Here is a 25,033-nt window from a genome sequence, read left to right as displayed (position 1 = left end):
TTCAGGCGGTGGCTGGGATCGGCTTGGCCTCGCCGCCGCGCATCATGATGCAGAAGCCGGCGGCGAAGAGGCAGAGCGCGCCGGCGATGAAGAAGGCCGGCAGGTAGCTGTCATAGACGGTGCGGCTGAAGCCGGCGCCATAGGCGGCGAAGGCGGCGCCGAGCTGGTGGCCGGTGAAGACCCAGCCGAAGACGAGCGTCGCCTTCTCGCCGAAGCGGTCGGCGGCGATCTTGATCGTCGGCGGCACGGTCGCGACCCAGTCGAGCCCGTAGAAGATCGCGAAGATCGAGAGGCCGTAGAAGGAGAAGTCGGTGAAGGGCAGGAACAGCAGCGAGAGGCCGCGCAGGCCGTAATACCAGAACAGCAGCCAGCGGCTGTCATAGCGGTCCGAGAGCCAGCCGGAGCCGACCGTGCCGAGGAAGTCGAAGATGCCGATGACTGCGAGCACGCTCGCCGCCGTCACCGCCGCCATGCCGTAATCGCCGCAGAGCGCGACGAAATGGGTCTGGACCAGCCCGTTGGTGCTGGCGCCGCAGACGAAGAAGGTGCCGAACAGAATCCAGAAGGTGCTGGTCTTCGCCGCGTCGCGCAGAGCGACGATCGGCGAGGCGAGCATTGCCCCGAGGCTGGCGGCTTGCGGCGGCGCCGGCACGATCTGCGTTCCGCCAAACGGGGCAAGGCCGACATCGGCAGGTCGGTCGCGCATCAGAGCAAGGATGCCGACCGCCGCAAGCGCGATCATGCCGAGCACGAAGGTCATGGCTGCGCGCCAGCCGACCTGCTCCGTCAGCGCTGCGAGCAAGGGCAGGAACACGAGCTGGCCGGTCGCGGTGCTGGCGGTGAGCAGGCCGACGACGAGGCCGCGGCGCTGCACGAACCAGCGCGTCGCGACGGTGGCGCCGAGCACCATGGCGGTCAGGCCCGTGCCGAAGCCGAGCACGAAGCCCCAGAGCAGCACCAGCTGCCAGAGCTGCGTCATGAAGAAGGAGCCGATGATGCTTGCCGCGATCAGGCTGAGCGCCACCATGGCGACGGGGCGGACGCCGAAGCGGTTCATGAAGGCGGCGGCGAAGGGCGCCATCAGTCCGAACAGCAGCAACCGGACCGCCAGCGCCGAGGAGATCTCGGAGGTCGCCCAGCCGAATTCCTTCTGCAGTGGCAGGATCAAGACGCCAGGCGCTCCGACGGCGCCGGCGGTGACCAGCATGGTCAGGAAGGTCACGGCTGCGACGGCCCAGCCGTAATGGATGCCGCGGCGGGCGAAGGCGGCGGCGAGGCCGATGGGCTTTTGCTGGTCTGCGAAGTCAGTCGGCATCGGGCGTTCCTCTGTTGCGGGTATATACCCGTATATGTTTCAGAAAATCACAGCGAATCGAGCGCGGCGTGGAGCTGCCGCATGAAGTCGGCGCCGAGGCGGTCGTCGAGGGCTTTCTGGGCGGCGTCCCAGAGGGGGGCGCCGTCTTCCAGAACCTTGTGGCCGGCCTCGGTCAGAGAGACCGTGGCCTCGCGCTGGTCCTCGCCACGGCCGAGTTCGACCAGACCCATCTTTTCGAGCACGCGGACATTGCGGCCGACAGTCGAGCGATCGAGCTCGACGCGGCGGCCGAGCGCGGTCAGCGTCACCGGCTCGACGCGGGCGATCGAGCGCATCAGACTGAACTGCGCGATGTTGACCCCGACCGGAGCGATCGTCTCGTCGTAGAAGGCGATCATCCGGCGGGAGGCGGAGCGCAGCGTGGTGCAGATGCAGGGAACCGACATTGGTGCGGGTATATGCCCGTTACGGAATGAACGCAAGGGGCGAGCGACGAATACATGAGCCTTCGGGTGTCATCCCGGAAGAGCCGCGCAGCGGCTGCGATCCGGGATCCATGCCGGAACCTTCATCGGATCTGTTCCAGAATGGATCCCGGGTCTCGCTTCGGTCGCGCGGGATGACTCGATTCTAGAATTGTAACAGGGAGCTAGTTCCGCCCTTCCGGCAGGCGCGGCAGCGGCAGGAACTCGACGCCTTCCTCGTGCAGCATCCGGGCGTCTTCAGCGCTGGCCTCGCCATAGATGGCGCGGCTTTCGCTCTCGCCGTGATGGATCTTCAGCGCCTCCTCGGCGAAGCGCTTGCCGACAGGCTCGGCATTGGCGGCGACATGCTCGTGCAACGCCGTCAGCATGGCACGAAACGCCATCTCCTTCTCGCCCATCAAGGCTGCTGGCTGCGGTGCCGGGGAGGGGACGGGGGCAGGCGAGGGGGCCGAAGCCTCCGGCGCTGGCGCTGCCAGCCGCGGGCCACGATCCGTCCGCGCCACGGCAGGCGCCATCACGGCGCGCTCGACCTTGGCGCTGTCGCAGACCGGACAGGTGACGAAGCCGCGCTTCGCCTGCTCGTCGAAACTGGTGGAACTCGCGAACCAGCTCTCGAACTCGTGGGCATTGTCGCAGATCAGGGTGTAACGGATCATCTCAACTCAAAGCCGGCGGTGAGGGCGGCAGATAGGGACGCAGCCGTCCACCGGCAACTTTCACGCTCATTCGGCCGCATCGAGCTGCGGCGTTTCACTCTTGCGCGTCGCGACCGCGAAGGAGCGGGTGTGGCGCAAGGTCGGAATGCGCTGGCGGGCGTCCGCGACCAGAGCAAGATCGATCTCTGCCATGATCAGCCCGGGCTCGTTGCCCGCCTCGGCCAGCACGCGGCCCCAGGGATCGACGATGATCGAGTGGCCATAGCTCTCGCGGCCGTCCTCGTGCAGGCCGCCCTGCGCCGCCGAGACCATGAAGGCGCCGTTCTCGATGGCGCGGGCCCGCTGCAGCACCTGCCAATGCGCCTCGCCGGTCTGGCGGGTGAAGCAAGCCGGCGCGGTCAGCATGAAGACGCCGGCCTCGGCCTCGGCCCGGTAAAGATAGGGGAAGCGGACATCGTAGCAGATCGACATCCCGACCAGCCCCCAGGGCGTCTCCACCAGGGTTGCCTGGTCGCCGCCGGTGAAGGTGTTGGATTCGCGCCAGGTCTCGCCATTGGGCAGGTCGACGTCGAAAAGGTGGATCTTGTCGTAGCGCGCGACGATCTTGCCGGCTGGATCGATCATATAGGCGCGGTTGGCGATCTTTTCGCCGGCCCTGACCGAGAGCGAGCCGATCTGCAGCCAGACCTTGGTTTCGCGCGCCGCCTGCCGCAGGCCGGCCAATACCTCGTGCTCACCCTCGCTCTGGCTGATCTCGCGCAGGCGCTTCGTATCGCGCTCGCAGAGATTGGTGACCTCCGGCGTCTGGACGAACTGCGCGCCGGCCGCCGCCGCCTCGCGGATCAGGCGCACCGCATCGTCGCGATTACGCAGGGGATCACGCGTCGAGCGCATCTGGACGCAAGCGGCGGTGAAGCGCGGGCTGGTCATCGGGCTCTCCTCAGGCGGCCTTCAGCAGCGGGTCGAGCTCGCCGCGGGCATCGAGCGCGTGCAGATCGTCGGAGCCGCCGACATGGCGTCCGTCGATGAAGATCTGCGGCACGCTGGTCCGCCCGCCGGCCTTGGCCGTCATCTCCTGGCGCAGCTCCGGCTTGCCGTCGACGCCGATCTCATCGAAGGCGACGCCCTTCTTCGTCAGCAGGGCCTTGGCGGCATGGCAATACGGGCACCAACCCGTGGTGTAGATCGTGACCTGCGGCATCAGCCTATCCTGAAAGAATGCTTCGACGAGCAATATAGGGAGCCGTCACGCTTCCGTCACGACCCGGGCGAAGGTCAGCACGTCGACCGCGCTCGCCCCGCCGCGCAGCAGGGCGCGCGACGCCGCATTGACGGTCGAGCCGGTGGTCAGCACGTCGTCGACGAGCAGGATGCGCCGTCCCTCGATCAGCGGACGCATCGCCGGCAGCACCTTGAAGGCGCCTTGCAGGTTCTCGGCGCGCTGCGCTTTCGTCAGCCCGACCTGCTGCTTGGTGCGCTTGACGCGGGCGAGCGCCTGCGGCGCGAAAGGGCGGCCGGATTGGCGGGAAATCGTCGCGGCCAGCGCTGCCGCCTGGTTGAAGCGCCGCGTCCATAGGCGGAAGCGATGCAGCGGCACGGGTACGATGAGATCGGCATCGGCGATCAGTTCGCGGCCGGCCTGAGCCATCATCCGCCCGAGCATCAGCGACAGCTCGGTGCGATCGCCATATTTCAGCCGGTGCACGAGCTCGCGCGCCGTGCCGTCGAAGCGGCAGGCAGCGCGCGCCCTTGCGAAGACGGGCGGGTCGGCGATCGCAGCCGGCGAGACCAGCCCCGGTCCAAGATCGACCTCGAAGGGCGTGCCGAGCCGCTCGCAATAGGGCCGCTCGATCAGGCCGAGCCCGGCCCAGCAGCGGGCGCACAGGCCCTGCGCCTCGCTTGTGGCCGCCCGGCAGCCGACGCATGAGGGCGGGTAAACCAGGCCTATGGCGCTGGTGACGCCAGTTCGCAGCCAGCCGCCTCCGCGCTGCAGCCAGCGCATGGAGAGGGCTTTTCCCGTCTTGTCTGGATTTTCGGAAAGGCTCATGCGCGGCGGCGATCGCGAAGAGCGCATCTTCGCTTTCTCGTGAGCGGGGCAAGGCGGCCCCTGCCATTCCCTGCCATCTTGCCTATCTTGCTTGCGACGGCTCCGGCCCGCTTGACGGCGACCGGGGCCATGGATGCTTCCCCCGGCCTTGCGGCCGTTTCGCGACAAGGATCGCCACGATGAGCCATGCCTCCTCCGCCAAGCTGTTCACGCCGTTCCGCCTCGGCGATCTCGAGCTGAAGAACCGCGTCGTGATGGCGCCTTTGACGCGCAACCGCGCCAATAAGCATGATGATGCCCCGAACGCGCTCAATGTCGAGTATTACCGCCAGCGCGCCGGCGCCGGGCTGATCATCACCGAAGCCACGCAGATCTCGCAGCAGGGCCAGGGCTATATCTGGACGCCCGGCATTTATCGCGACGCGCAGGTCGTTGGCTGGAAGGCAGTGACCGACGCCGTGCACGAAGCCGGCGGGCTGATCTTCGCGCAGCTCTGGCATGTCGGCCGCGTCAGCCATGTCTCGCTGCAGCCGGGCAACCAGGCGCCGGTCGCGCCCTCGGCGGTGCTGGCCAAGACCAAGACCTACATCGAAAGCGGCTTCGCCGAGGTCTCGGAGCCGCGCGCGCTGGCACTCGACGAGATCCCCGGCATCATCGCGGATTTCGTCAGGGCGACCGAGAACGCCAAGGCGGCCGGCTTCGACGGCATCGAGCTGCACGGCGCCCATGGCTACCTGCTCGACCAGTTCCTGCGCGACGGCTCGAACCAGCGGCAGGACGCCTATGGCGGCTCGATCGAGAACCGGGTGCGGCTGACGCTGGAGGTGATCGACGCGGTGACCAGGGTATTCCCGAAGGAGCGCGTCGGCATCCGCATCTCGCCGGTGAGCCCGGCCAACGACGCCCGTGATTCCGATCCGCAGGCGCTGTTCGGCCATTTGGTCGGCGAACTCGACAAGCGCGGCATCGCCTTCATCCATGTCGTCGAGGGTGCGACGCGCGATGCGCGCGACTACCTGCCCTTCGATTATCAGGCGCTGCGCAAGGCTTTTCGCGGCGCCTACATCGCCAATAACGGCTTCACCCGCGATCTCGCGATCGAGACGGTGGAGAAGGGTGAGGCCGATCTCATCGCCTTCGGCCGGCTCTTCATCGCCAATCCCGACCTGCCGGAGCGGCTGAAGCTCGACGCCCCGCTCAACACGCCGGATGTCGCGACCTTCTATGGCGGCGACGCCAAGGGCTACACCGATTATCCGGCGCTGGCGCCGGGCGAAGCCGTGCAGGCCGCGGAATAGGCGGACAGCGACCACATGCGGACGGGCTCGACCCGTCCGCAGCTTTTTCGCCGTCGACTGCACGGAAGGGGTTGCGGCGCATGCGACTGGCGACTATACGGACGGCCTTGCCGCTCTGCTCCCTTCGTCTAGCGGTCTAGGACGTCGCCCTCTCACGGCGAAAACAGGGGTTCGAGTCCCCTAGGGAGCGCCATCCGTCTGGCTAGCGCATTGATTATCCTTTCTTTTTCTGGATTTTTCCCAAACCTCTCGGCTTGGGTTTGGGAATGTTTGTTCGTGCTGCGTGCTCAAGCCGAGTGACGGCGGCACGCGCGAGGCGCTGCTGATCGGCGTCGCGGGTGTAGCGTTCGGCCTCGGCCAACGTCTTGTGACCAAGCACCGCCATGATCTCATTGGCACTGCACCCCGCCTCGGCGAGACGGCGGCCGGCGGCCTTGCGCAGGCCATGCGGCTGACAGCGCAGGGGAAGGCCAGCATCGGTGATGGCGTCCCGTAGGAAGCCGCTGAAACCATCGACGGTGTGACCCTGGCCGTACTCGGTCGAGATGATCACCATGTGCTCGCGAGGTGCGGCGGCAAGTACGGCGGCGAGGTCGCGGTGCAGGGCGATCGTCAGCTTCGCGCCTGTCTTCTGCTGCACCACCTTGATCCAGCCCGGCCCGGTGTCCGCCCATGTCATGCGGTGCACGTCGCTACGGCGCTGGCCGGTAAATAGCATCAGCGCGAACACGAGCCGCTGCTTCGTCCCGATCGGCCAGCGCTTCTCGAACTGAGCAATCTCGTCATCGGTCCAAGCCGGGATCTCCTTCGACTTCGGGCGCTTGATCCCGAAGGAGGGATCGGACTTCAGCCAGCCGAGCAGGATGGCGTGCTTGATCAGGATGCGGAGCTTCTTCAGCGTGTCGAGATAGGCGCCGGGCTTCTCCGCCAACGGCTGCAGGAAAGCGGTGACCACGCGCTCGCGGGTCAGGCCCGAGACGGTGCGATGACCATGCTTCTCGCGGATACCGTCGAGCCGAGAGATGTAGCCCGCCTTCGTGGTCTGGCGCAGGCTGGCATAGGATTCTGAGCGCATGTAGGAGGAGATCAGCGCGCCGATGGTGCCGGGGGCATCCTTAGTCGGGGCGGGCTTCGCCGCAGTCACCTCGCCGGACAGCGCGTTCGCATAGGCCTCGCGGAACTCGTCGGAGCCGATTGGGCCGGGCAGGGGAGTGCGCGGGCCTTTGCCGCGGCGGAAATAGAGCCGCTGCTTGCCGTGGCGATCGTCGAAGCTCTCGACATAGAGCGGGCGGTTACGCGGCATCGACATCGCTCCATGTGTCGTCGGCAACGGCCTCGCCACCTTCGACCGGCAGGCAGTCGATCGCGGCGTCCAGCGCCCGCACGTCCCAAGCCTTCCGCCGCTCCCCAATCAGCCTGGGCGACGGCATCATGCGCCGCCGCACCAGATCATCAAACAGCGCGGGCGAGACCGAGCAATAGGCCGCAGCAGCCTCCCGGCCGATCAGCCGGGGAGCAAGCGTTGGAGGGAGCGCGGTCTGCCGGGCCATCGTCAGGCCGCCGCCTTGCGGGCGACGCCGTTGAGCAGCGCCAGTAGTTGCTCGACATGGGCGATGTTGCGCTTCGCCACCTCGGGCGGCTGGTCCAGCACGAGATGCGCGTGAAGGTCAGCCACGTTCGCGCGGACGCTAGCGGGATTGGCGATGATCTTCGCCAGCTCGGCGCTGCGGTCATCGACCTTGCGGCTCTCGGTGGCGTCGGGAACGATGGCGTTCGCCAGCGCCTCCCGGCCCTTATCGGTGATGAAGAGGACATAGCCCCTCAGCGTCGGAATCCTGGTGACGAGCTCTTCTTCAACCAGCGCTGTCACGAAGTTCGGGACGCTTCGAGGGGAGATCCCGGCGATCTCAGGAATTTCGTGGTCCGGGGCCTCGGGGGCATCAACCAGATGCTCCAACAGCGCCTTGCGCGGTGCGGATATGAGATTGGAGGTCACGACTGCGCCTCCGATCCCTGCTGCCGCTTGAGCTCTGCGAGCATGTCGAGCTTGCAGGCCTCGTCGAAGTACACGTCGGCCATGTCGGTCATAGCGTGGGCGAAAAGCGGGATCGCCTGGGGGAAGTGCCGCGCGTTCGCGCAGAGCATTTCCAGATAGGCCAGCGGGTTGTCCTGCGCGGCGGCGAGGATGCGGTCGGTGAACTCGGCCTTCCATGTGGCGATGGCCGGGTCAGCGGCTATCTCAGCGGCAACTCGTGCAGCGAGGTCGTCGTGGGTTTCGGCCTTGGGCCCCGCATGCATAGCGACGGTAGCCTTGAGCGCGTCGCGCTCTAGCTGGCGGGGATCAAGTGGATTCGGGTCGTTGGCGGGCTTGTGTGTCATGGCGGTCTCCGTTGGTGGTAGGAGACATATAGCCATATCGGCTTAGTATGTGTCAACATGGTTAGCGCGGCGTTTCCATTTCTCGCGCCAGTGGTCCGGGTGCTTATCGACCAGAGTTTCGCTAAATCGGATCTGACCAGGGTCGAATATCGCGGTCGACACTCTGCCCAAGCGCTCCACCTTGAGGCCGCGGATAGGACTGCCCGACAATGGGCGAAGGGTGAAAAGTCCTTCCTTGGTGTCAGTCCCAAGTATGCCAAACCGCTCTTGCAATGACCCGTCTTCTCTAATTAAAGCCAGAACCATCCTGTCTATAAGTGAACGAGGGTCTGTATCCGTAGGCATTATAATAATCTTTATGAGATCATTTACTTGTATGATTGGATAGAAATCATCAGTCTTGATCTCAACCCAAATTGAATTTTCAGAATCTACAGCGTCTAGTTCGAATTGCCGTTCCCGACGATCGTCAGACCACTTCTCAAAGGAGTTGATCTCGCCGCGATCAGACAGCCATCCAGATATTTTGACGATGTTCAGCTTCTCTTTGTGAAGGAATAAGTCGCTGGCGGGAACCTTCAAAGCGTCTGCAAGCTTCTCCGCCCATTCGACAGTGAGTTTTATTTTCCCGCGTTCAAGCTTTGAGATCGTTATCCAGTGTGAGCCCACGCGCTCCGCGAGTTGGGCTTGGGTTAGGCCTGCCGACTTGCGGGCGGCGGCAATTCGGTTGGTTAGGTCAGCCACAGGTACCTCGTTCGCTTCCGCTTTTGTAAGCCAACGGGGCCACGGCTGCACAGCCTAAATGGCTAAGTTCAGATTGATCGCCGCGCCAGATGCGTATATAGCCGATTAGGTTATATCGTGCAGGAGATTGGCATGCTGCCTCAAGAATGGCGAAGGGCATCCGGGTTATCCCAGGCCGAAGTTGCAAAGCTGCTTGGGCTCGAGGGCAAAAACCCGTCACGTACCTGGCAGCGCTACGAGACGGGTGAGCGCCAGCCCCGGCCGAATGTGATCGTCGCCGTTGAACGAATCAGCAAGGGCAAGGTCACTGCACGCTCGTGGGAGATGGTGAGGACGCAGCGCGAGAAGGCGGCCTGATAAGTGCCGTCGGCGCCCGACCAGTCGAGCGGCAAGGTGGCGCGTATCCCGCGCCGCCGAATGACCGTTCGTCGGCGCGCGTCTATCCGGATGGCTGAGCTCTACCGCCTTGCAATCTTCCGCCACCAGTTCGGTGTCAGCTTATCGCCTGATCAATGGGCTTTCGCTCTCGCTGCGACCCTCGCGAGCGCCCCTGCTGAAAAGGTCCGGTATGGAAAACGAGGGCAATCCTATCAGTGGCACGGCTTAGACGGCGCCTCCCTGTTCTATTGGATTGAGGAGTGTCGGTTAGGCCGCTTCAGCCTTGAAGAGGTCACGACCATCATGGCCGCGGTGGAGCGTTGGCGAGAGCGCAACGGGTTCACCCTGATCAGGTCTGATGTTCTCGCGCGCATGCTCTCGGTCACTGCTGAAGAGCGATGGCTTTGCCGCATCACGACCATCGGGGCGATCGACGAGACAGCCCAAGAGCGCGAGGCCCGCGCCAGGACTGACAAGAACACACGCGAGCGGGAGCGGAATAGGACGAAGCGAGCGGGCAAGCACAAGCCCCGAGCGGTCTATCTTGATCAATCCCTTTCGGCCCGAAAGCCGTGGGAGGTCGAAGGTATCAGCCGCGCGACCTGGTACCGCCGCCAGCGTGAGACAAGTGTGTTGCCATGCGTATCTATAGATAAAGGGACGGCAACAAACCTGTCTCACGAACCGGAACGCCCCGCGAACACCGACGAGGCGGCGGCATGACGGTCTCACCTGCAGCGCTCCGAAACATCGCTCTGCCCCAGCGTCGAGCTGGCGGCGCTGCGCGCCATTTTCTTTCCGATGAAGAGGTGATCATGCCGACGGTGGATCTGGATTTCTGGCAGTTGCAGTCTCGGCGAGATCGGGCGTTGAGCGAGAGCACGAAGGTGCTGCTGGCGGAGATGGCCTATCACTTTCGCTACGGCATGGATCGGATGCCACAGAAGCACTACGCGACAGTGCTTGGCTGGTCGGATCGCACCGTGCGTGCGGCCGTTCGGCAGGCCGTGGAAGGTGGCTGGCTTGTCAGCGAGCGCGTCGAATACGGCGAGAGCAACCGCTACCAAGCGAAGCTGCCAGCGAGGTTGTCATGACGAAGCTGCCGAAATCCGTTCGTCGCCGTCTGGCAGCGAAGCAGGAGGTTATCCGCGCCGCACGGAAAACCGCTCCTGTCGTGGTGCAGATCGACGTTGGCCATGTCGTGCGGAGCCCGGATGGCGTGGTGCTCGCCGGCCCCTTCGCGACGAACGCCGAGGCGTGGCGCGCACTGGACCGGATCGAGCGCCAGCCGGTCAGCCCTCAGGAGGAGAAGACGGACTGGCTGTGGCGGCAGCGGGTCGAATCACACCGTCTGCTCTGATTTGCATTGATGCATGAAAATGCCCGTAAATCTTGCAGATTTGCAAATCAGAACGAAACGTGATTCTGTCCGGCCATGTGGCCATGGACCTCGCGCAAAGACGCTGCTGCTGACGACGCTAAGTCGCTGGACGCGCTTGCGGAGTTTTTCGCCGCGGCTGGCGCCACGTCCTCCGCCATCGCCGTCACGCCCCTGAAAGCGCTTGAATGCGCGCCGGTCGCTCGCGCTGTTTCGGTTCGATCCGAGACGCTAGGCGTGCTGCCGCTGCACCTGTACCGGCGGCTTGAGGACGGCGGGAAGGAACGCGCCGATCATCCGCTCGCGGATCTGCTGAGCAACCGCCCGAACGGCTGGACCAGCGCCCCGCAGTTCCTGATGGAGATGGAGCGGGACACGCTCCTGAACGATGCCGGCGCCTTCGCGGTGGCGAATCGGGTCGACGGCGGGCGCATCCACGAACTGATCCGGCTGAAGCCCGAGACGGTGACGGTGGAGACGGATTTCGGCGGCGAGCCTCGGTATCTCGTCAGCCAGCGAGGCGGCGGGCAGCGGACCTATCGCTGGCAGGACATCCTGCACATCCCCAACATCGGCGGCGTCTGCCCGATCAAACAGGCGCGGGAGGCGATCGGCCTGTTCCGCGCGATGGAAGGCCATGCCGGGCGCATCTTCGCCAACGGCGGCCGGCCCTCTGGCGTGCTCAAGGCGACGCGAAAGCTCAGCCCGGATGTCATCGCCCGGCTTAAGGCGTCATGGAGCCGGGCGCATGCCGGTGACGAGAGCGGCGGCACGGCCATCCTCGAAGACGGCATGGACTGGCAGGCGCTGTCCTTTAGTTCGGTCGACAACCAATTTCATGAGCTTCGCGGGTTTCAGGTCACGGAGATCGCCCGCGCGCTCGGTGTGCCGCCGACACTGATTTTCGACCTTGGTCGCGCCACCTGGGCCAACGCCGCCGAGATGGCGCAGGCCTTCCTGACCTTCACGCTCCTGGCCCGTCTGCGGCTGTGGTGCGGCGCGGTCTCCCGCCTGCTCTCCCCCGAGGAACAGCGCGAGCTCGTGCCGGAGTTCGTGGTCGATGGCATCGTTATGGCGGACATCGCCAAGCGCTTTGCGGCTTACGCCTCCGCAATCTCCAGCAAGATCCTGAACCCCAATGAGGTCAGGTCGATGGAGAACCGCCCGCCCTATCCAGGCGGCGATCGCTTCGAAAACCCCAACACCACCAGCGGCGCGAACATCGTTCCCGCGAAGAACGATGTGGAGGATGCCGCGTGATCGCGCTCGAGCTGAAAGCCTCTGTCTCGGTCGACGAGGCCGGCGCCATCACCGGCATGGCGTGGCCCTTTGGCACGCCCGATCGCATGGGCGATGAGATCATGCCCGGCGCGTTCAAGAGCGCGAAGGCGCCGCTGCCGCTGCTGGCCTTCCACCGTCCCGACGATCCGATCGGCGTGTGGGAGTCGATCACCGAAACCCCGAAGGGCCTGGCGGTCTCCGGCCGACTTCTGGTCGACGACCTGGCCCGAGCCCGCGAGGTCCGCGCGCTGGTCAAGTCTGGCGCCGTCACCGGGCTTTCGATCGGATTTATGACCAAGAGCGCCACCGCCCGTCGCGGTGGCGGCCGGACCATCAAGGCCGTCGAGCTCGTCGAAATCTCGCTCGTCAGCGTTCCTGCCCATCCTAGCGCCCGCGTGAGCAGCGCCAAGACCGCCGCAGAGGCAATCCGCATTGCCGAAGCGATCAACCGCGCCTCTGCGGCGCTCAGAGCATAGGAGCTTCCCGTGAAGCACGTTTCCCGCCGCGCCCTGATGGCCGGTGCAATCGAACTCAAGGGCGACGATGACGATCCGGTCGCGTCCGTCACCAAGGCGCTCGGCGATCTGACCAAGACGGTGGACGATCGCCTGAAGGCCGTCGAGACCAAGGCGGACACCACCGCGCTAACCACGCGGCTCGACGCCATCGAGGCGAAGATGAATCGCCCGGCCGGCGGTGACGCTGGCGACGAGGACGCTGGTGCTGCTGAAGAGCGGAAGGCGTTCAACGTCTACTTGCGCCGTGGCGATGCTGGCCTTGGCGCAGAAGAGCGCAAGGCGCTGGTCGTCGCGACGGATGCGACCGCCGGCTTCCTCGCTCCCACGACCTTCGGCAATGAGATCCTGAAGGCGCTGCGGGAGTATTCGCCGATCCGGCAGTACGCCAAGGTGATCCAGATCGGCGGGCGCGATGTCCGCTATCCGCGCCGCATCGGTTCGACCGCCGCGACGTGGGTGGATGAGGTCGCCAACCGCACCGAGTCGGCGCCGTCCTACGAGCAGGTGACGCTCACCCCCTATGAGCTCGCGACCTTCGTCGAGGTCTCCCGCCAGCTTCTGGAGGACAACGCCTACAACCTCGAAGGCGAGCTGGCGTCGGACCTGGCGGAGAGCTTCGCCATCGCGGAGGGCACCGCCTTCGCCACGGGCAACGGCACCGGCAAGCCGAAGGGCATCCTCGCCGCCACCGGCATCGCGGAAGTCGTCTCCGGCGCCGCCGCAACGCTCGGCACGGCTCCCGGCGATACCCTGATCGGCGTGTTCTCCGCGATCCCCACGGCGCATGCCCAGAATGGCGCCTGGGCCATGAACCGCAACACGCTCGCCACAATCCGTAAGATCAAGGACACGACCGGCCAGTACCTGTGGCAACCGTCGCTGCGTGAGGGCGCACCGTCGACGCTGTTGGGCCGCCCGGTGCTGGAGATGGTCGATTTCCCGGATATCGCGGCTGGCGCCTATCCGATCGTGTTCGGTGACTGGTCGGGATACCGGATCGTCGATCGCGTCGACATGAGCATTCTCAGCGATCCGTACAGCCGCGCCAAGAACGGCATCAACGTCTTCCATGCCCGCAAGCGCGTCGGTGGCGATGTCACCAACCCCGACCGCTTCGTGAAGCTGAAGATCGCGGCCTCCTGACGAAGCACCGGCGCCGGCTCCACGCCGGTGCTGACGGGGCGCAGCAGTTTCTTCTCCGGCCGCTGCGCCCCGAACCCTTCCCGCCATCAGGATTGCCCGCATGCTCGAGATCATCACGCCCGCGACAGAAACGCGCCTGATCTCGATCGAGGCGGCGCGCGTCGCGATCGGTCTTGCCGATGACGACGCCAGCCAGGACGCAGCGCTGGAGCCGCTGATCGATCAGGCGAGCGCGGCCACAGTCGCGTTCATCGGCCAGCCCCTGGCGCGCCAGACCTATCGCGAGACCGTGTTCTCCCGGCTCGCATCCGACTCCTTGATCCTCTCCCGCTTCCCGGTCGCTTCGATCGCCTCGGTCGGGGTGGATGGTGCTGACATCGATCCCGAAGGCTACCGGGTCGACCTCGCCACCGGCATCGTGCACCGCCGGAGCCCGACGCGCTGCGGCCCATGGTGGCCTGCCGGCGAGACGGTGGTTGAGTACGCGGCCGGCCACGAGTTGCCCGACGATCTCCCTGCGGACATCCAGCGTGCCGCCATTCTCATGGTGCGCCAGGCGCACATGGGCGCCGGCCGCGATCCTCTCCTTCGCAGCGAAGACACCGACGGCGTTGCCTCCTTCTCCTACTTCGCCGCTGGTGCTGCAGCCGTCCCTCTTGAGGCGCAGGCGCTGCTCTCGCCGTATCAGCTCCCGGCGGTGGCGTGATGAACGCCCTGACTGCCGCCCTCGATCGCCACCTCGCCAGTCGAGGCCAGAACGTCACCCTGCGCCGTCGAATCGGCACGGGGAACACGTTCGTTGATTTGCCGATCAGGGCGCGCGTCTCCGGCTACGGGACTGCTGATCTCAACAGCGGCGTGAAGGTCACCGACTCCGCATTCATTGCCAGTCCCACGCCGATCGTCGCCGCAGGTGCTGCCTGGCCTGGCGCTGCCGGCGGCAGCCAATGGCCGGTGATCGGTGACTGGCTCGTCGTCAACGGACGACAGCGCGCTATCGCTCAGGTGCAGCCCGTGGTGATCGGTGACGCCGTCGTGCGCATCGAAGGTCGGATCAGCGGGTGACCGGCCATGCTGCAAATCACCCCCGAGGGAAGGAAACTGATTTGGGCGGCGCTCGGCGGAGCGTTCCGTGACCCATGGCGGCAGCGCGGGAAGATCACGCTCGCCGGCCCACAACCCGCCAAGGCGAAGCCTCGCAAGCTCAATCGGGATAGGCAAGCGCGCTTCGTCGACAACTGCGTGACGATCATGGGCGACGGCACGCCAAGCCATTTCGAGTTCGAGGGAGCTTGCAGGAGCGGCATCAGATCCGGCCTGTGTGAAGAAGGCTGGTCATGGCGAGAAGCCGATCGGGCGGCGGCAATAGTCGTAGAGACGGCGCTGAACCGGATCGGAGCGATTCGCCCAACCTGGGCAGAGGCGCAAGCCGACTTCGCGATAGATCCGATGATCGAGCGCGTTTTCTGCGCTCACTGCGGCATGAGGATCCCGCCGGATCGGGTCTCTTCCAATGGAACGCCGGTCAAATGGTGCTCCGACGAATGCGGCCACGTCGCTCGCACCATCCTCAAGAATAAATCAGGCGAGCGCGTTTCGAGGGCGGAGCATTTGGCGCGCTGCTCGGTCGCAACGCAGCGTACATTGGAGGAGCGAGCCACCGACTGCGCTCATTGCGGCAAGCGCTTCCTGACACGTCGGACCGATATCAAGTACTGTTCGCAGGCCTGCTATCACGCTGGCCAGGTCTATCTGCACCCGCGCCAATGCGAGATGTGCGGGACTGAGTTCAAGCCGGCCAATGGCGGGGAGAAGCTGGGCCGCTACTGCTCCAACGAATGCAGCGGCCTCGCCCGGCGTCGCACTGATCTAGAGCGGTCATGCCCCGTCTGCTTCACGGGCTTCCGGCTGCGCTCTGTCAGCGACCGCCGCAAGTTCTGCTCCCTGCCTTGCTCCATCACCGCCCGCCGCCTCGGTGCGGCAGGCATCATCTGCGAGGCGGTGACCTGATGCCGATGCGTGCCCCTCGTATCTGTAGCTGCGGCAAGGTCGTGCCGTCAGGCCAGCGCTGCGCCTGCCAGCGCGCGAAGGCCAAGGCGCACGACGCCAAGCGTGGCTCCGCCGCGAGCCGCGGCTACACCGGCAACTGGCGCAAGGAGAGCAAGGCCTTCCTCGCCCTGCCAGGGCACGAGCGCTGCGCCTGCGGCTGCGGTCGCGTGGCCAACATGGTCGACCACATCCGAGCACCCAAGGGCGATCAGGCGCTGTTCTGGGACCGATCGAACTGGCAGCCCTTCAACGTCGACTGCAACAGGCGGAAGGCCATCAGGAGCGAAGGAGGCTTCGGGAGGCCCATGGCCATGCACGAGCCGCGTGCATGCCGGCCAGACACCCCGGGGCGGGTCGAGACTTTCGGCCAGGGGGGTGAGACCGCTTGGGGGCCAGCGCGCGACATCAGCCCGAATTCGGATCGCAGGGATAAGTCACGATGAGAGGGAGAAAAGCGAACCTGATGCTGGTTCCGCCGGCGGAGGAGGATGGAAAAACGGACAAGTTGTCCGATTTCACCCCGCCGTCGCACGTCCCGCCGCCGGCCCGCGCCGAATGGAACCGGGTGTGCGCCGATCTGGCGGCGCGCGGCCTGCTCTCGGAGATTACGCTGCCGCTGGTGACGAGCTACGTGCTCGCCATCTGGCAGGTGGCGCTCTGCGTCCGGGCGATCAAGCGGGATGGCTCTTTCATCAAAGGCAAGGCCGGCGAGATGCGGGTGCATCCGGCTCAGCAACTTATGTCGAAGAGCCACGAGCTCATCGTGCGGCTTGGTTCCGAGCTCGGGTTGAGCCCGACCGCTCGCGCCCGTGCGCATTTCAAGGCCGCCCCGGAACCGCAGGGAGGCGCCGATGACTGGTCCGACATGGATTTATGACGGGTCGGACATCCCCGATCCGTTCGGCTATGGCGAGCGGGCGGTGAAGTTCCTGCGGCTGCTGAAGCACCCGAAGAGCCGGGCGCCGGGCAAGGCATTCCAGCTCGATCCATGGCAGGAGCGGATCGTGCGCCGCATCTATGGCCCGGCCCATGCGGACGGCCAGCGGAAGACGCGCGTGGTCTATCTGCAGGTCGGCCGCGGCAACAGAAAGACCAGCCTCGGTGCTGTGCTGGCGTTGCTGCATACATTCGGCCCGGAGCGCATCCCCGGCGGCCAGGTGCTCAGCGCGGGGGCGGATCGGAAGCAGTCTCGCATCGCTTACGTCGAAGCCATGTCGATCGTCCAGGCCGTGCCGCAGCTCGCCGCGAAGGCGCAGCCGCAGGATTCACGGAACCGGCTGGTGCATACCACCAGCAGGAGCGTGTACGAGGCGATCAGCGCGGACGCGGCGACGCAGTATGGCCGCTCGCCGAATTTTGCCCTGATTGACGAGCTTTGGGCGCACAAGAAGGATGCGCTCTGGCAGTCGATCCGATCGGCCATGGGCAAGGTGCCCGGCACGCTCCTCGTCATCACGACCACAGCCGGCAGAGGCGACGCCACGCCGGACTTCCCGATCTTCGACTATGCGAAGAAGGTAGCGGCCGGCGAGATCGTAGACGATGGCTTCCTGCCGATCATCTTCGAGGCGCCGAAGGGCTCGGACTGGCAGGATGAAGCTGTCTGGCACGCTACCAATCCCGGAATGGTTCATGGCTATCCTGATCTCCCCGGGCTCCGGCAGGAGGCGCGGGAGGCCCTGCATCGGCCTTCGGACCGCGAGGCCTTCCAGCAGTTCCACCTCGGGATCCGGCTCGATCATTCCGCCGCGCCGTTCGTGGATTCGGACACCTATGATGCCGGGGCCGAGCCGATCGATCTCGACGAGCTTCGCGGCCGGTCATGCTGGCTTGGCGTCGACCTGTCATCGTCGGGAGACCTCACCGTTATCGTTGCGGCTTTCCCCGACGAGGCCGGCGGCTACACGGTCCTGCCCTTCTTCTTCTGCCCTGGCGACAATCTGCGCCAACGGCAGGAGCAATCCGGCGCGCCCTATGTCCGATGGGCTGCCGATGGCTTGATCGAAGCGACGCCGGGCAATGTCGTCGACTTCCGGCGGGTAGAGCAGCGCATCCGCGACCTATGCGACGAGTACGACGTGCGCGAGATCGCGATCGATCCGGCGCTGGCACGGAACACCTTGAACAACCTCACGGAGGACGGATTCCCAGCAGTCGAGCACCGGCAGGGCTCGCTCTCCATGATGCCGGCCATTGCGGAACTGGACCGCGCCCTGACAGCAAAGCGGTTCCGGCACGGCGGACACCCGGTGCTGCGGTGGACCTTCATGAACGTCGAGGTGGAGACGAATTCGCACGGGCACATGACGCGCCTGGCCAAGGGCAAGCGCCATGCCTCGATCGACGGCGCCGTGGCCTCCGCCATGGCGGTGAACCGGGCATCGGCCGGCGCCGGCGGCAGCGTCTATGAGACCGAGGACAGGCCGGAAGGCCTGCTGGTGATCTGATGGCGCGCGATCGGATCATAGAGGTGGTGATCGCACGCCATCTGTCGCCGGAGGCGCGGGCGGCGAAGCTGGCTGCCTTCGCAAAGGAGAAGCTGGCGGAGGCGCAGGCGGCGCACCGGGCGCGACGGGGCACCGTGCCGCCGCATGAAACGATTGTCGACCATCGACGCGGCGCCTCGGTGGATTCGGTCAAGCCGGATGGTGAGATCGTCTTCGAATTCGAGCTGATCCGCACCACTCTGCTCAGCATCGCGGACATGCTGGCGCAGGCCTCACCAGTGCTGACTGGTGAGTATCGGCGCTCGCACATCCTGTTCGCCGACGGCCAAGAAACGACGCCCGAAAGCGCCCCGGCCGCCGCGCAGGAATTCGCATTCGTCAACGTCACGCCCTACGCGCGCCGGATCGAGGCAGGGATCAGCAAGGCCGCACCCGAAGGCGTCTATCAGGCCGTCGCGGACATCGCCGCCAAGCGCTTCGGCAATGTCGCGCGGGTCCGCTTCACGTTCCGATCCGTCACCAGCGGCCGGGCCAAGGCCGATCGCCAGCCCGCGATCACGATCATTCCGAGGTGAGCCATGGCGCACAGGCAGGTTGAAGAAGCCGTGGAGGCGCGGTTGCGGGCGAACTGGTCCGGCGCCGCGATCCATGCCGAGAACGATCAGGAGACGACGCCGGGCGATGGGTCTGCCTTCGTCACGGTCCAGTTTCCGTTCAGCGAGACGAAGCGCTGGCCGCTCGGACAGCGCATGTATCGCGAGGAGGGCCGCTTCCGGCTGGTGATGAGCGTTCCGACCGGGACCGGGAAGGCCGCGCTGCGCACATGGGGCGAAGAGCTCTCCGCCCTGTTCCGCGATGTCAGCTTTAACGGTGTGACGTGCCAGGCGCCAGGCTCGCCCGCGACGATCGATGACGGCGAAGGGGGATACCACGTCGCCGCTTTCACCTGCCCCTATCACTTCACCTTCCAGGAGGCCTGACCATGGCAGCCGCAGAGGAAATCTCTGTCATCAGGATCCGCGGCGTGTCGGAAGGCATCGCCGAGACCACCGCGAAACTGAAGCAGCTCGGCGCGGCTCAGGACGGGCTCGCCGTCGCAACCGACAAGCTCGAAAAGCGGCAGCTCAGCGCAGCCGGAGCATATGATCGCCTGCTCCGATCCGTGGATGACAACTATCGGCTTCAGTCGCGCTACGAACAGGGTGTGCGGACGCTCGATCGTGCATATGCTCAGGGCCTGATCGATGTCCAGAAGCGCGCCGATGCCATGCGGCTGCTGGAGCAGCGCACAATCGGTCTGACGAAGGCCAACGACAACCTCGCCGTGTCGACCAACCGGCCTGGCTCCGGCGCCGTCGGAAACATCGCCGCGCAGTTCCAGGACATCGGCGTCCAGCTCGCCGGCGGCCAGTCGCCGATGCTGATCGCGCTCCAACAAGGCACCCAATTGACGGGCGCGATGCAGCAGGCCGGTGGCAGCGTCTCAGCGCTCGGCGCCGCCTTCGCCTCGCTGGTCTCGCCGCTCTCGCTGATCACCATCGGGGGCATCGCAGCATTCGGCGCCATCGTCCAGTATGCCAGCAGCGCCATCGGCCAGACGCAGACCGTCAATGATCGGCTCGAAACGCACGCGGAGATCATCAAAAGCATCCGGGATGCCTATGGCGAGGCGGCGAGCGGCGCCGAGCTCTTCGGCCGAGAATCCAGCCGAGTGCTGGAGACGCAGCTTCGCGCCACGACTGACAAGCTCCGCGAGGATTTCAAGCGGCTCGCCGGCGATCTGTCGCGCTCGGTTACGAACGCCATGCCGAGCAGCGCCACGCAGTTCGGCGTGCCGCAGGACTTGGTCCAGTGGGAGTTCTTGGCGGCGCCGAAGTTCAAGGCGTTCTCGGATGCCGTGGTGCAGCTCCGGCAGGAGTTCGAAGCCGGCACGCCAAGCATTCGCGCCTTCCGCGATCAGGTTGCGGCGATCGGCTCGTCCAGTAGCGACGCGAAGGTGCGCCAGCTTTCCGGCGAGCTGCTGAACCTGACGAACGACGCCTTCAAGGTCGAGCAAGCCCTTGGCGCCTCGGAACGCGCGGTGCGCGCTATGAGCGCGGCGGCCGGCTCCGGCATCGGCAATCTGGCGGCCTATGGCAAGGCTTTGTCGGATCTCGCCGGGCTCGGCCTGCCGAACCTCAGCGACCGGGAGAAGGCGGCGCAGGCCTATAGGAGCGCCGTCGACCAGTCGGGCGGCTTTGAGGAGCGCACCGCGGCGGCGCGCGAATACGAGAAAGCCCTGAAGCGGATCGGCGAGCGCGAGGCAGAGGAAGCGGCCAAGAAAGCTTCGCGCGGCGGCGGCCGGTCCAGCACCGCAAGCGAGGACGCATTCCAGCGCGCATTGGTCACGGCGGAAGGCCGGACCCGCCAGCTGCAGGAAGAGCTCCGGCTGGTCGGGCAGAGCGGCGCGGCGCTGGAGGCGTCCAAGCTGGCGATCGAGCTGGAGACGGCCGCGAAGAAGCGCGGGCTCGATATCAGCGCGGAAATGTCGGCATCGATCCAGAAAGAGGTCGACGCACGTCGGCAGGCCGCACAGGCGCTCGGCGAGGCCAAGCTCGCCTATGACCTTGAGTTTGAGCGCGCGCAGATCGGCAGGACGGATGGTGAGGCCAGGATCGCGCAGCGGCTCCGGCCGCTCGGCTTGGACATGTCCTCGCCGCTCGCCGACACAATGCGGATGAACGACTATCTGCGCGAGACGAAGGACTTGCTCACCACGGCCGGCAGTGGCTTCCTGCAGGACATGCGCGCCGGCAAGACCGCAGCCGAGGCGTTGCAGAACCAAGCCACCAGGATCGTCGACACGCTGCTTCAAGCCGCGCTCAATAAGGCCATCACTGGGCTGTTCGGCAGCATCATGGGAGGCTTCGGCGGCGGGGGCTACAATTTCTTCGGCACTGCTGGCGGCCCTTTCAGTTTCGGCGCCGGCGGCTATTCCGGTCAGGGGCCATACTTCGACAAGGGCGGTTACACCGGCCCCGGCGGGCGGCTCGACCCTGCCGGTATCGTGCACCGCGGCGAGTTCGTGTTTTCGAAAGCGGCCACGGACTGGCTTGGCGTCGGCAACCTCGATCGCCTGCATCGCAGCGCCCTGCCTGGTTTCGACAAGGGCGGGTACGTTGGGGCGATGGAGGGGGCTGGAATGTCGCCCTCCGGGATGGGCGGAAAGCCGATGATCTGCGAGAGGGCTGCGGCATGACCTCAATCATGATGTGGGTGAGGAACGATGGCATCACGATGCTGTCTGACGGCGTGGCCTATGACGCCGATGGGATCGTTCGCCAGATACATCAGAAGCAATTGCTGGAACCGACTTGGGGCGGCGTCGTCGCTGCGTCAGGCGCTGGCTCGACACTCATGTACCTCCAGATATTCTTCCAGCTTGCGCCACGCGATCCGCCGCAGGGCTTCGACGAACTGCTAGAGCATCTTCCGGACGCTGCGCGCTTCGTGAAGGAGCAGCTCGAGCTCGGCGACGCCCAACATACAGCCAATGAGTTTATCTGGCTGATCGGCGGCTATTCAGATGAGCGGCAGCGATACGAGGGGTATCAGCTCGCAACCGTCGGCTGGGATGGCTACGAGGCATTTTCGCTCATGCCGATATCTGCCTACGCAAAGCCGGAGGCATCTGAAGCGGCGCTGCGGGAACAGGGGATCGACCCGCGCGAGCCATTCACCGAGCATCCTGCCACCTTCGGCCTGAAGCTGATGCTGGCGCAGCGGAAGTCTCCCATGCCGCTCCACCATGGCCGCGACCTCATGGGCTACGGCGTGGGCGGAATCTGCCAGCTAACCCAGTTTCAGAAAGACAACCTCTCGTCGCAAATAGTGCTCCGCTGGCATGACGAGATCGGCAAGCCGATCGATCCGGAGGCCGGGTTCAGTTACACGACGCTGAGCCAGCCCGCGAACGACGACGAACTCAGCCAGGAGGCCGGCGCATGAACGTCGAAGACTACGCCGCGCTCGGCCGGCTGGAGGGCGCGGGCCACGCGAAGGCGATGTTCGCCAACTGCCTCGGCGCGGAGCCGGCGGTTGTTGCGCTGTTCGAAGTCGAGCGGCTGAAGCTCATCGTCGAGCGGATGGCCGCGCTGCACGCGGACGGGGCCACGCCGGACGATCTCGCGGCATATGGCGAGGCGGTCAACAGGCGGTTCGCGGAGGCCGTCGCAGAGATCGCGTTGGACGCTCGGCTTGCCGCAGCGTCTCCCCCGCCTGCTCCGCCACCGGGCAACCGCAAGGCCCGCCGCGCGGCGAGGAAGGGGCTGCATTGAAGGGGCCAGACAAGCAAAAGGCCCCGCGTCCGGGGCCCTGCTTCGCGGCCTGATTCGGCTCTGGTCCGGTGGCTGATGCCGTGGACGCTGGCGCTGGCTCAGGAAGCCCGCTCGCGCGATGAGGTGTTATCGCACGAGCGAGCCGTCGCCGCAAGCGCCAGCCAAGCCGCGACCATGAGCATCCCAGCGCGCACCTTGGCGCCTATGCCCTCGCAGCCGGCATAGACGTTGCCGACATAGGCGAGGAAGCGCAGGCGAGCCGCGGCCTCCTCCATGCTCGCCGGGTGCGTTTCGGTCAGCACCGCAAAGGCGTCGTCAAACGCCTCCTGCGCCGCCACGTCGTCGTCGCCGATCTCCGCAGCTACCCATACCGCGCAGTGCTCGATCTGCGCGCGGACGATGGCGCTGGTCATGACGCCACCGCCGTTTCGATGCGTTCGATGATCATGCTGGTGATGAGCTCGGGCTCGCCGCGGATCACCGCGAGAGAGGCGAACCGAGCATCAGCCTCGGTCAGCCAGGCGCCGAGCCAGGGGCGCGGCATCGGCCATTCCGCGTCCTCAGGAAGCGGTGCGATCCAGAGTACACGGGTCGACGGTGGCGAACCGACCGGGACGATATCGCGGACGCGGTGGTAGCCGGGCTGGAAGGTCGCGCTCATGACAGCGGCTCCTGCTGCGCGACCGCCCGATAGTTGCGATCGAGCTGGCGCACCGCGTCGCCGAGGTGCAGCAGCGCGTGGTGCAGCGCCTCGTCCTGCTCCTCAGTCAGCAGGTAGACGCGGTAAGCCGACGCGATGCCGTTCGGGATCTGGAAGTGACTGGCTCTCTCAGCAGTGACCCGCTCAAGGACGCCCCGGTGCACAATGCCGAGCACCGCTTCAGCGCCGCTCAGCTCGGCGATATCGGCCTCCAGCGCGTCGAACGCGTTCGCTCTGCAAGCGTCGGTGCTCATGACCGCACCGCGCTGACTGCAGCATGCATCTCTGCTGCCCTGGCTTCCAACCGCGCGGCGGACTCCTCCATGATCCGGATCAGCACCGTGGCATGGGCAAGCATCGCATGCTCGTGCGTGCCGGCCTTGGCGCTGAGTTCGGCCACCTTGCAGTAGGTGATCTCCCCGAGCAGCCGGAGATCGCCCGCTCGGGCTATCAGGTCATTCGCGATGTCTGTCAGTGGTTCCGGCAAGCCGATCCCGGCCGCCGAACTGGTGCTCGTCGTCATGGTGGTGTCCTCGTGCTATGGATTCAGAGCAGGCGAGGGGCGGTTACATGGCCCCGGAAAGGTTTGGGGTGCGTCGCCAAAACGCTTTACTTTTCAATGAGGCGGTTTCGCCCCAAACCTTAAGCTAAGTCGTTGAATTCGCTTAAAAGCCGCGCTTCCCTAGGGAGCGCCATTGCGGCCAAATGAGCCTGTTTTATAAGGCTTTTTTCTTCTTCCCGTCCCACCTCAGAAACCGGTGGGACAATTATCGATCCAGCCTGAAGCTTCATCATCGCTGAATCCGCCATTAGCGGCTTACGCGCTGCGCGGGCGTAGCGCTCGACCTCCTCAAGCGTCTTGTGGCCGGTCACCGATATGAGCTCGTGCGGCGTTGCCTGGCTCTCCGCCAGCCTTGCCGCGATAGCCTTGCGCAAGCCGTGGGCGCGCCCAGGCACGCCGGCATCCTTGCAGCGTTCGCGAAACCAGTTGCCAAAGCCGTTCGGCGTGAACGGCTCGCCATACTGCGTCTCGAGAAAAGCTTCCTCGCCGTGGGGGGTGACTTCGATTGCCTCAAGCAATCGCGGATCGGCCGGCATGTCGATATCAACCGGTGAGCGATGTTCGTTCTTGGCTTGCTGGAAACGCAGTCGGCCATTTTGGATATGGGATGGGCCGAGCCGAACCGCGTCCTCTCTACGGCCTGCGGAGTAATAGAGCAGCATCATCGCGAGCCGGGGCTTTGTGCCGAGCGGCCAACGCTTTTCAAACTTCAGGACTTCGTCGACCGTCCATGAGTGGTGGCCGTTGGTCTTGTACTTCACCAGCTTCACATCACGCGCCGGGTTGGTCGGAACCTCTTCGGCTTCAACTGCCCAGCTGAACAGCGCCTTGAGAGCCTTCAAGCGCTGATTGGCGGCGCCCCTTTTCTCCAATTCGTCCCGCAGTCGGCGGACATGCTTCGACTCCATACGATCGGCGGGCAGATTGCCTTTCGTCTGGCAAACGAGATCGAGCGCGCGCTTGCGCCAGGACTGAGTGGATGTGTCTAGCAGCTTGAACTCCGGACTGGCGTAGTAATTCCCGCAGAGCTCGCGGAAACTGCCTTTCTCGACCTTCTCTAGGCCAGTCACGCTGGCTGCTGGCTTGCCCGCGAGCGCGTCGCGATAGGCGCTCCAGAAGGCATCCGAGCCGTATTCCTGCGTCAGGCGGACCTTCGGCCTACCTGGCACGCGAACATACCACCGCACGTTGCCGTGCCGGTCGACGTCTTTGCTGAGCCGGGGCGGGTTCGGACGTGTGACCTGAGACCCTGATCTTCCTCCAGATTTGAGTAGAGTCCGTCACTCACGGAGACGGACGATGCGCCCCTCACGATTCACGGAAGAGCAGATCATCGG

At 65.5% G+C, this 25,033-nt stretch carries 35 protein-coding genes and 1 tRNA gene; 20 read left to right on the top strand and 16 right to left on the bottom strand.

The features are described 5' to 3' along the window. Position 1: 1 nt before the first annotated feature. The 6 genes from ACFPOB_RS16000 to ACFPOB_RS15975 all read right to left on the bottom strand — a co-directional run bounded on the left by ACFPOB_RS16000 (position 2) and on the right by ACFPOB_RS15975 (position 4,458). Positions 2-1,315, bottom strand: a complete 1,314-nt coding sequence (locus tag ACFPOB_RS16000) for an MFS transporter (protein ID WP_377799407.1) — start codon at positions 1,313-1,315, stop codon at positions 2-4. Between the two features lie 47 nt (positions 1,316-1,362). Continuing rightward, entirely contained in the window at positions 1,363-1,761 is a 399-nt protein-coding gene (locus ACFPOB_RS15995) for a MarR family winged helix-turn-helix transcriptional regulator (RefSeq protein WP_377799406.1), read from the bottom strand. 203 nt (positions 1,762-1,964) lie between these two features. Continuing rightward, the gene (locus tag ACFPOB_RS15990; RefSeq protein WP_377799405.1) at positions 1,965-2,456 is read right to left on the bottom strand and encodes a DUF1178 family protein; all 492 of its coding nucleotides are present in this window, start codon (positions 2,454-2,456) and stop codon (positions 1,965-1,967) included. A 66-nt stretch (positions 2,457-2,522) separates the two neighbouring features. Further along, entirely contained in the window at positions 2,523-3,386 is an 864-nt protein-coding gene (locus tag ACFPOB_RS15985) for a carbon-nitrogen hydrolase family protein (protein WP_377799404.1), read from the bottom strand. Positions 3,387-3,396: 10 nt separating this feature from the next. Then, positions 3,397-3,657 carry a glutaredoxin 3 gene (grxC, locus tag ACFPOB_RS15980; RefSeq protein WP_377799403.1) on the bottom strand — a complete coding sequence of 87 codons (261 nt, stop codon included), beginning with the start codon at positions 3,655-3,657 and terminating at the stop codon, positions 3,397-3,399. Positions 3,658-3,702: 45 nt separating this feature from the next. Continuing rightward, positions 3,703-4,458: a ComF family protein gene (locus ACFPOB_RS15975; RefSeq protein WP_377799433.1), complete on the bottom strand. Its 756-nt coding sequence runs from the start codon at positions 4,456-4,458 to the stop codon at positions 3,703-3,705. Positions 4,459-4,682: 224 nt separating this feature from the next. Between ACFPOB_RS15975 and ACFPOB_RS15970 the strand changes: the two genes are divergently transcribed. Together ACFPOB_RS15970 and ACFPOB_RS15965 are read left to right on the top strand one after the other, a co-directional pair. Continuing rightward, complete coding sequence (locus ACFPOB_RS15970; protein WP_377799402.1) at positions 4,683-5,801, top strand: alkene reductase; 1,119 nt, start codon at positions 4,683-4,685, stop codon at positions 5,799-5,801. Positions 5,802-5,918: 117 nt separating this feature from the next. Continuing rightward, positions 5,919-5,994: transfer RNA gene (locus ACFPOB_RS15965), tRNA-Glu, on the top strand. A gap of 21 nt (positions 5,995-6,015) precedes the next feature. On the opposite strand, the gene ACFPOB_RS15960 is transcribed toward ACFPOB_RS15965, so the two are convergent. The 5 genes from ACFPOB_RS15960 to ACFPOB_RS15940 are packed head-to-tail and all read right to left on the bottom strand — an operon-like array spanning position 6,016 to position 8,924. Beyond that, positions 6,016-7,104 (bottom strand): tyrosine-type recombinase/integrase, encoded by a 1,089-nt coding sequence (locus ACFPOB_RS15960; protein ID WP_377799401.1) that lies wholly within the window; start codon positions 7,102-7,104, stop codon positions 6,016-6,018. Then, the gene (locus tag ACFPOB_RS15955; RefSeq protein ID WP_377799400.1) at positions 7,094-7,351 is read right to left on the bottom strand and encodes a helix-turn-helix transcriptional regulator; all 258 of its coding nucleotides are present in this window, start codon (positions 7,349-7,351) and stop codon (positions 7,094-7,096) included. The genes ACFPOB_RS15960 and ACFPOB_RS15955 overlap by 11 nt, the downstream gene beginning before the upstream one ends. 2 nt (positions 7,352-7,353) lie before the next feature. Then, the gene (locus ACFPOB_RS15950) at positions 7,354-7,797 is read right to left on the bottom strand and encodes a hypothetical protein (protein ID WP_377799399.1); all 444 of its coding nucleotides are present in this window, start codon (positions 7,795-7,797) and stop codon (positions 7,354-7,356) included. Next, complete coding sequence (locus tag ACFPOB_RS15945) at positions 7,794-8,180, bottom strand: hypothetical protein (protein WP_377799398.1); 387 nt, start codon at positions 8,178-8,180, stop codon at positions 7,794-7,796. Before ACFPOB_RS15945 ends, ACFPOB_RS15950 begins: the two co-directional genes overlap by 4 nt. A gap of 42 nt (positions 8,181-8,222) precedes the next feature. Continuing rightward, complete coding sequence (locus ACFPOB_RS15940) at positions 8,223-8,924, bottom strand: helix-turn-helix domain-containing protein (protein ID WP_377799397.1); 702 nt, start codon at positions 8,922-8,924, stop codon at positions 8,223-8,225. A 132-nt stretch (positions 8,925-9,056) separates the two neighbouring features. Here ACFPOB_RS15940 and ACFPOB_RS15935 point away from each other — a divergent pair, with 132 nt between their 5' ends. The 18 genes from ACFPOB_RS15935 to ACFPOB_RS15850 all read left to right on the top strand — a co-directional run bounded on the left by ACFPOB_RS15935 (position 9,057) and on the right by ACFPOB_RS15850 (position 22,434). Beyond that, on the top strand, positions 9,057-9,281 hold the full coding sequence (locus ACFPOB_RS15935; protein ID WP_377799396.1) for a helix-turn-helix domain-containing protein: 225 nt from the start codon (positions 9,057-9,059) through the stop codon (positions 9,279-9,281). A 3-nt stretch (positions 9,282-9,284) separates the two neighbouring features. Further along, positions 9,285-10,025 carry a hypothetical protein gene (locus tag ACFPOB_RS15930; protein WP_377799395.1) on the top strand — a complete coding sequence of 247 codons (741 nt, stop codon included), beginning with the start codon at positions 9,285-9,287 and terminating at the stop codon, positions 10,023-10,025. Next, positions 10,022-10,396, top strand: coding sequence for a hypothetical protein (locus ACFPOB_RS15925; protein WP_377799394.1), 375 nt, complete (start codon positions 10,022-10,024; stop codon positions 10,394-10,396). The genes ACFPOB_RS15930 and ACFPOB_RS15925 overlap by 4 nt, the downstream gene beginning before the upstream one ends. Continuing rightward, the gene (locus tag ACFPOB_RS15920) at positions 10,393-10,662 is read left to right on the top strand and encodes a hypothetical protein (RefSeq protein ID WP_377799393.1); all 270 of its coding nucleotides are present in this window, start codon (positions 10,393-10,395) and stop codon (positions 10,660-10,662) included. The genes ACFPOB_RS15925 and ACFPOB_RS15920 overlap by 4 nt, the downstream gene beginning before the upstream one ends. 75 nt (positions 10,663-10,737) lie before the next feature. Then, positions 10,738-11,940, top strand: coding sequence for a phage portal protein (locus tag ACFPOB_RS15915; RefSeq protein WP_377799392.1), 1,203 nt, complete (start codon positions 10,738-10,740; stop codon positions 11,938-11,940). Next, positions 11,937-12,437: an HK97 family phage prohead protease gene (locus tag ACFPOB_RS15910; RefSeq protein ID WP_377799391.1), complete on the top strand. Its 501-nt coding sequence runs from the start codon at positions 11,937-11,939 to the stop codon at positions 12,435-12,437. The genes ACFPOB_RS15915 and ACFPOB_RS15910 overlap by 4 nt, the downstream gene beginning before the upstream one ends. Positions 12,438-12,446: 9 nt before the next feature. Next, positions 12,447-13,622, top strand: a complete 1,176-nt coding sequence (locus ACFPOB_RS15905) for a phage major capsid protein (protein ID WP_377799390.1) — start codon at positions 12,447-12,449, stop codon at positions 13,620-13,622. Positions 13,623-13,722: 100 nt separating this feature from the next. After that, on the top strand, positions 13,723-14,328 hold the full coding sequence (locus tag ACFPOB_RS15900) for a head-tail connector protein (RefSeq protein WP_377799389.1): 606 nt from the start codon (positions 13,723-13,725) through the stop codon (positions 14,326-14,328). Then, entirely contained in the window at positions 14,328-14,687 is a 360-nt protein-coding gene (locus ACFPOB_RS15895; protein WP_377799388.1) for a hypothetical protein, read from the top strand. Before ACFPOB_RS15900 ends, ACFPOB_RS15895 begins: the two co-directional genes overlap by 1 nt. A gap of 6 nt (positions 14,688-14,693) precedes the next feature. Then, complete coding sequence (locus ACFPOB_RS15890) at positions 14,694-15,632, top strand: hypothetical protein (RefSeq protein ID WP_377799387.1); 939 nt, start codon at positions 14,694-14,696, stop codon at positions 15,630-15,632. Then, positions 15,632-16,114, top strand: coding sequence for an endonuclease (locus tag ACFPOB_RS15885; protein ID WP_377799386.1), 483 nt, complete (start codon positions 15,632-15,634; stop codon positions 16,112-16,114). The genes ACFPOB_RS15890 and ACFPOB_RS15885 overlap by 1 nt, the downstream gene beginning before the upstream one ends. 20 nt (positions 16,115-16,134) lie before the next feature. Beyond that, a complete protein-coding gene (locus ACFPOB_RS15880; RefSeq protein ID WP_377799385.1) occupies positions 16,135-16,548 on the top strand; it encodes a phage terminase small subunit P27 family in 414 nt (137 codons plus the stop codon). Next, positions 16,523-18,118, top strand: coding sequence for a terminase large subunit (locus ACFPOB_RS15875; protein ID WP_377799384.1), 1,596 nt, complete (start codon positions 16,523-16,525; stop codon positions 18,116-18,118). The genes ACFPOB_RS15880 and ACFPOB_RS15875 overlap by 26 nt, the downstream gene beginning before the upstream one ends. Then, positions 18,118-18,693: a hypothetical protein gene (locus tag ACFPOB_RS15870; protein WP_377799383.1), complete on the top strand. Its 576-nt coding sequence runs from the start codon at positions 18,118-18,120 to the stop codon at positions 18,691-18,693. The genes ACFPOB_RS15875 and ACFPOB_RS15870 overlap by 1 nt, the downstream gene beginning before the upstream one ends. 3 nt (positions 18,694-18,696) lie before the next feature. Then, positions 18,697-19,098, top strand: coding sequence for a phage tail terminator-like protein (locus ACFPOB_RS15865; RefSeq protein ID WP_377799382.1), 402 nt, complete (start codon positions 18,697-18,699; stop codon positions 19,096-19,098). 2 nt (positions 19,099-19,100) lie between these two features. Continuing rightward, positions 19,101-21,356 (top strand): phage tail length tape measure family protein, encoded by a 2,256-nt coding sequence (locus tag ACFPOB_RS15860; protein ID WP_377799381.1) that lies wholly within the window; start codon positions 19,101-19,103, stop codon positions 21,354-21,356. Beyond that, on the top strand, positions 21,353-22,105 hold the full coding sequence (locus tag ACFPOB_RS15855) for a hypothetical protein (protein WP_377799380.1): 753 nt from the start codon (positions 21,353-21,355) through the stop codon (positions 22,103-22,105). Before ACFPOB_RS15860 ends, ACFPOB_RS15855 begins: the two co-directional genes overlap by 4 nt. Beyond that, a complete protein-coding gene (locus tag ACFPOB_RS15850; RefSeq protein WP_377799379.1) occupies positions 22,102-22,434 on the top strand; it encodes a hypothetical protein in 333 nt (110 codons plus the stop codon). The genes ACFPOB_RS15855 and ACFPOB_RS15850 overlap by 4 nt, the downstream gene beginning before the upstream one ends. 98 nt (positions 22,435-22,532) lie before the next feature. On the opposite strand, the gene ACFPOB_RS15845 is transcribed toward ACFPOB_RS15850, so the two are convergent. The 5 genes from ACFPOB_RS15845 to ACFPOB_RS15825 all read right to left on the bottom strand — a co-directional run bounded on the left by ACFPOB_RS15845 (position 22,533) and on the right by ACFPOB_RS15825 (position 24,883). Continuing rightward, positions 22,533-22,847 (bottom strand): hypothetical protein, encoded by a 315-nt coding sequence (locus ACFPOB_RS15845; protein WP_377799378.1) that lies wholly within the window; start codon positions 22,845-22,847, stop codon positions 22,533-22,535. Next, positions 22,844-23,095: a hypothetical protein gene (locus ACFPOB_RS15840; protein ID WP_377799377.1), complete on the bottom strand. Its 252-nt coding sequence runs from the start codon at positions 23,093-23,095 to the stop codon at positions 22,844-22,846. Before ACFPOB_RS15840 ends, ACFPOB_RS15845 begins: the two co-directional genes overlap by 4 nt. Further along, positions 23,092-23,388, bottom strand: coding sequence for a hypothetical protein (locus tag ACFPOB_RS15835; RefSeq protein WP_377799376.1), 297 nt, complete (start codon positions 23,386-23,388; stop codon positions 23,092-23,094). Before ACFPOB_RS15835 ends, ACFPOB_RS15840 begins: the two co-directional genes overlap by 4 nt. Further along, positions 23,385-23,657 (bottom strand): hypothetical protein, encoded by a 273-nt coding sequence (locus tag ACFPOB_RS15830; protein ID WP_377799375.1) that lies wholly within the window; start codon positions 23,655-23,657, stop codon positions 23,385-23,387. Before ACFPOB_RS15830 ends, ACFPOB_RS15835 begins: the two co-directional genes overlap by 4 nt. A 119-nt stretch (positions 23,658-23,776) precedes the next feature. Further along, the gene (locus tag ACFPOB_RS15825) at positions 23,777-24,883 is read right to left on the bottom strand and encodes a tyrosine-type recombinase/integrase (RefSeq protein WP_377799374.1); all 1,107 of its coding nucleotides are present in this window, start codon (positions 24,881-24,883) and stop codon (positions 23,777-23,779) included. Positions 24,884-25,033: the final 150 nt, after the last annotated feature.

The organism is Allobosea eneae (assembly GCF_042657265.1).
GTDB classification, from domain to species: Bacteria; Pseudomonadota; Alphaproteobacteria; order Rhizobiales; family Beijerinckiaceae; genus Allobosea; species Allobosea eneae.
The sequence above is the reverse complement of the archived record's forward strand: the minus strand, read 5'-3'. Positions and strand labels throughout refer to the sequence as shown.

Coding starts and splice junctions, on each gene's coding strand:
- ACFPOB_RS15855 (WP_377799380.1), top strand. CDS start 21,353: ATGACCTCAATCATGATGTGGGTGAGGAACGATGGCATCACGATGCTG.
- ACFPOB_RS15850 (WP_377799379.1), top strand. CDS start 22,102: ATGAACGTCGAAGACTACGCCGCGCTCGGCCGGCTGGAGGGCGCGGGC.
- ACFPOB_RS15870 (WP_377799383.1), top strand. CDS start 18,118: ATGGCGCGCGATCGGATCATAGAGGTGGTGATCGCACGCCATCTGTCG.
- ACFPOB_RS15890 (WP_377799387.1), top strand. CDS start 14,694: ATGCTGCAAATCACCCCCGAGGGAAGGAAACTGATTTGGGCGGCGCTC.
- ACFPOB_RS15935 (WP_377799396.1), top strand. CDS start 9,057: ATGCTGCCTCAAGAATGGCGAAGGGCATCCGGGTTATCCCAGGCCGAA.
- ACFPOB_RS15975 (WP_377799433.1), bottom strand. CDS start 4,458: ATGCGCTGGCTGCAGCGCGGAGGCGGCTGGCTGCGAACTGGCGTCACC.
- ACFPOB_RS15875 (WP_377799384.1), top strand. CDS start 16,523: ATGACTGGTCCGACATGGATTTATGACGGGTCGGACATCCCCGATCCG.
- ACFPOB_RS15845 (WP_377799378.1), bottom strand. CDS start 22,847: ATGACCAGCGCCATCGTCCGCGCGCAGATCGAGCACTGCGCGGTATGG.
- ACFPOB_RS15970 (WP_377799402.1), top strand. CDS start 4,683: ATGAGCCATGCCTCCTCCGCCAAGCTGTTCACGCCGTTCCGCCTCGGC.
- ACFPOB_RS15895 (WP_377799388.1), top strand. CDS start 14,328: ATGAACGCCCTGACTGCCGCCCTCGATCGCCACCTCGCCAGTCGAGGC.
- ACFPOB_RS15990 (WP_377799405.1), bottom strand. CDS start 2,456: ATGATCCGTTACACCCTGATCTGCGACAATGCCCACGAGTTCGAGAGC.
- ACFPOB_RS15955 (WP_377799400.1), bottom strand. CDS start 7,351: ATGGCCCGGCAGACCGCGCTCCCTCCAACGCTTGCTCCCCGGCTGATC.
- ACFPOB_RS15995 (WP_377799406.1), bottom strand. CDS start 1,761: ATGTCGGTTCCCTGCATCTGCACCACGCTGCGCTCCGCCTCCCGCCGG.
- ACFPOB_RS16000 (WP_377799407.1), bottom strand. CDS start 1,315: ATGCCGACTGACTTCGCAGACCAGCAAAAGCCCATCGGCCTCGCCGCC.
- ACFPOB_RS15860 (WP_377799381.1), top strand. CDS start 19,101: ATGGCAGCCGCAGAGGAAATCTCTGTCATCAGGATCCGCGGCGTGTCG.
- ACFPOB_RS15920 (WP_377799393.1), top strand. CDS start 10,393: ATGACGAAGCTGCCGAAATCCGTTCGTCGCCGTCTGGCAGCGAAGCAG.
- ACFPOB_RS15925 (WP_377799394.1), top strand. CDS start 10,022: ATGACGGTCTCACCTGCAGCGCTCCGAAACATCGCTCTGCCCCAGCGT.
- ACFPOB_RS15945 (WP_377799398.1), bottom strand. CDS start 8,180: ATGACACACAAGCCCGCCAACGACCCGAATCCACTTGATCCCCGCCAG.
- ACFPOB_RS15830 (WP_377799375.1), bottom strand. CDS start 23,657: ATGACGACGAGCACCAGTTCGGCGGCCGGGATCGGCTTGCCGGAACCA.
- ACFPOB_RS15960 (WP_377799401.1), bottom strand. CDS start 7,104: ATGCCGCGTAACCGCCCGCTCTATGTCGAGAGCTTCGACGATCGCCAC.
- ACFPOB_RS15840 (WP_377799377.1), bottom strand. CDS start 23,095: ATGAGCGCGACCTTCCAGCCCGGCTACCACCGCGTCCGCGATATCGTC.
- ACFPOB_RS15900 (WP_377799389.1), top strand. CDS start 13,723: ATGCTCGAGATCATCACGCCCGCGACAGAAACGCGCCTGATCTCGATC.
- ACFPOB_RS15915 (WP_377799392.1), top strand. CDS start 10,738: ATGTGGCCATGGACCTCGCGCAAAGACGCTGCTGCTGACGACGCTAAG.
- ACFPOB_RS15985 (WP_377799404.1), bottom strand. CDS start 3,386: ATGACCAGCCCGCGCTTCACCGCCGCTTGCGTCCAGATGCGCTCGACG.
- ACFPOB_RS15835 (WP_377799376.1), bottom strand. CDS start 23,388: ATGAGCACCGACGCTTGCAGAGCGAACGCGTTCGACGCGCTGGAGGCC.
- ACFPOB_RS15885 (WP_377799386.1), top strand. CDS start 15,632: ATGCCGATGCGTGCCCCTCGTATCTGTAGCTGCGGCAAGGTCGTGCCG.
- ACFPOB_RS15880 (WP_377799385.1), top strand. CDS start 16,135: ATGCTGGTTCCGCCGGCGGAGGAGGATGGAAAAACGGACAAGTTGTCC.
- grxC (WP_377799403.1), bottom strand. CDS start 3,657: ATGCCGCAGGTCACGATCTACACCACGGGTTGGTGCCCGTATTGCCAT.
- ACFPOB_RS15865 (WP_377799382.1), top strand. CDS start 18,697: ATGGCGCACAGGCAGGTTGAAGAAGCCGTGGAGGCGCGGTTGCGGGCG.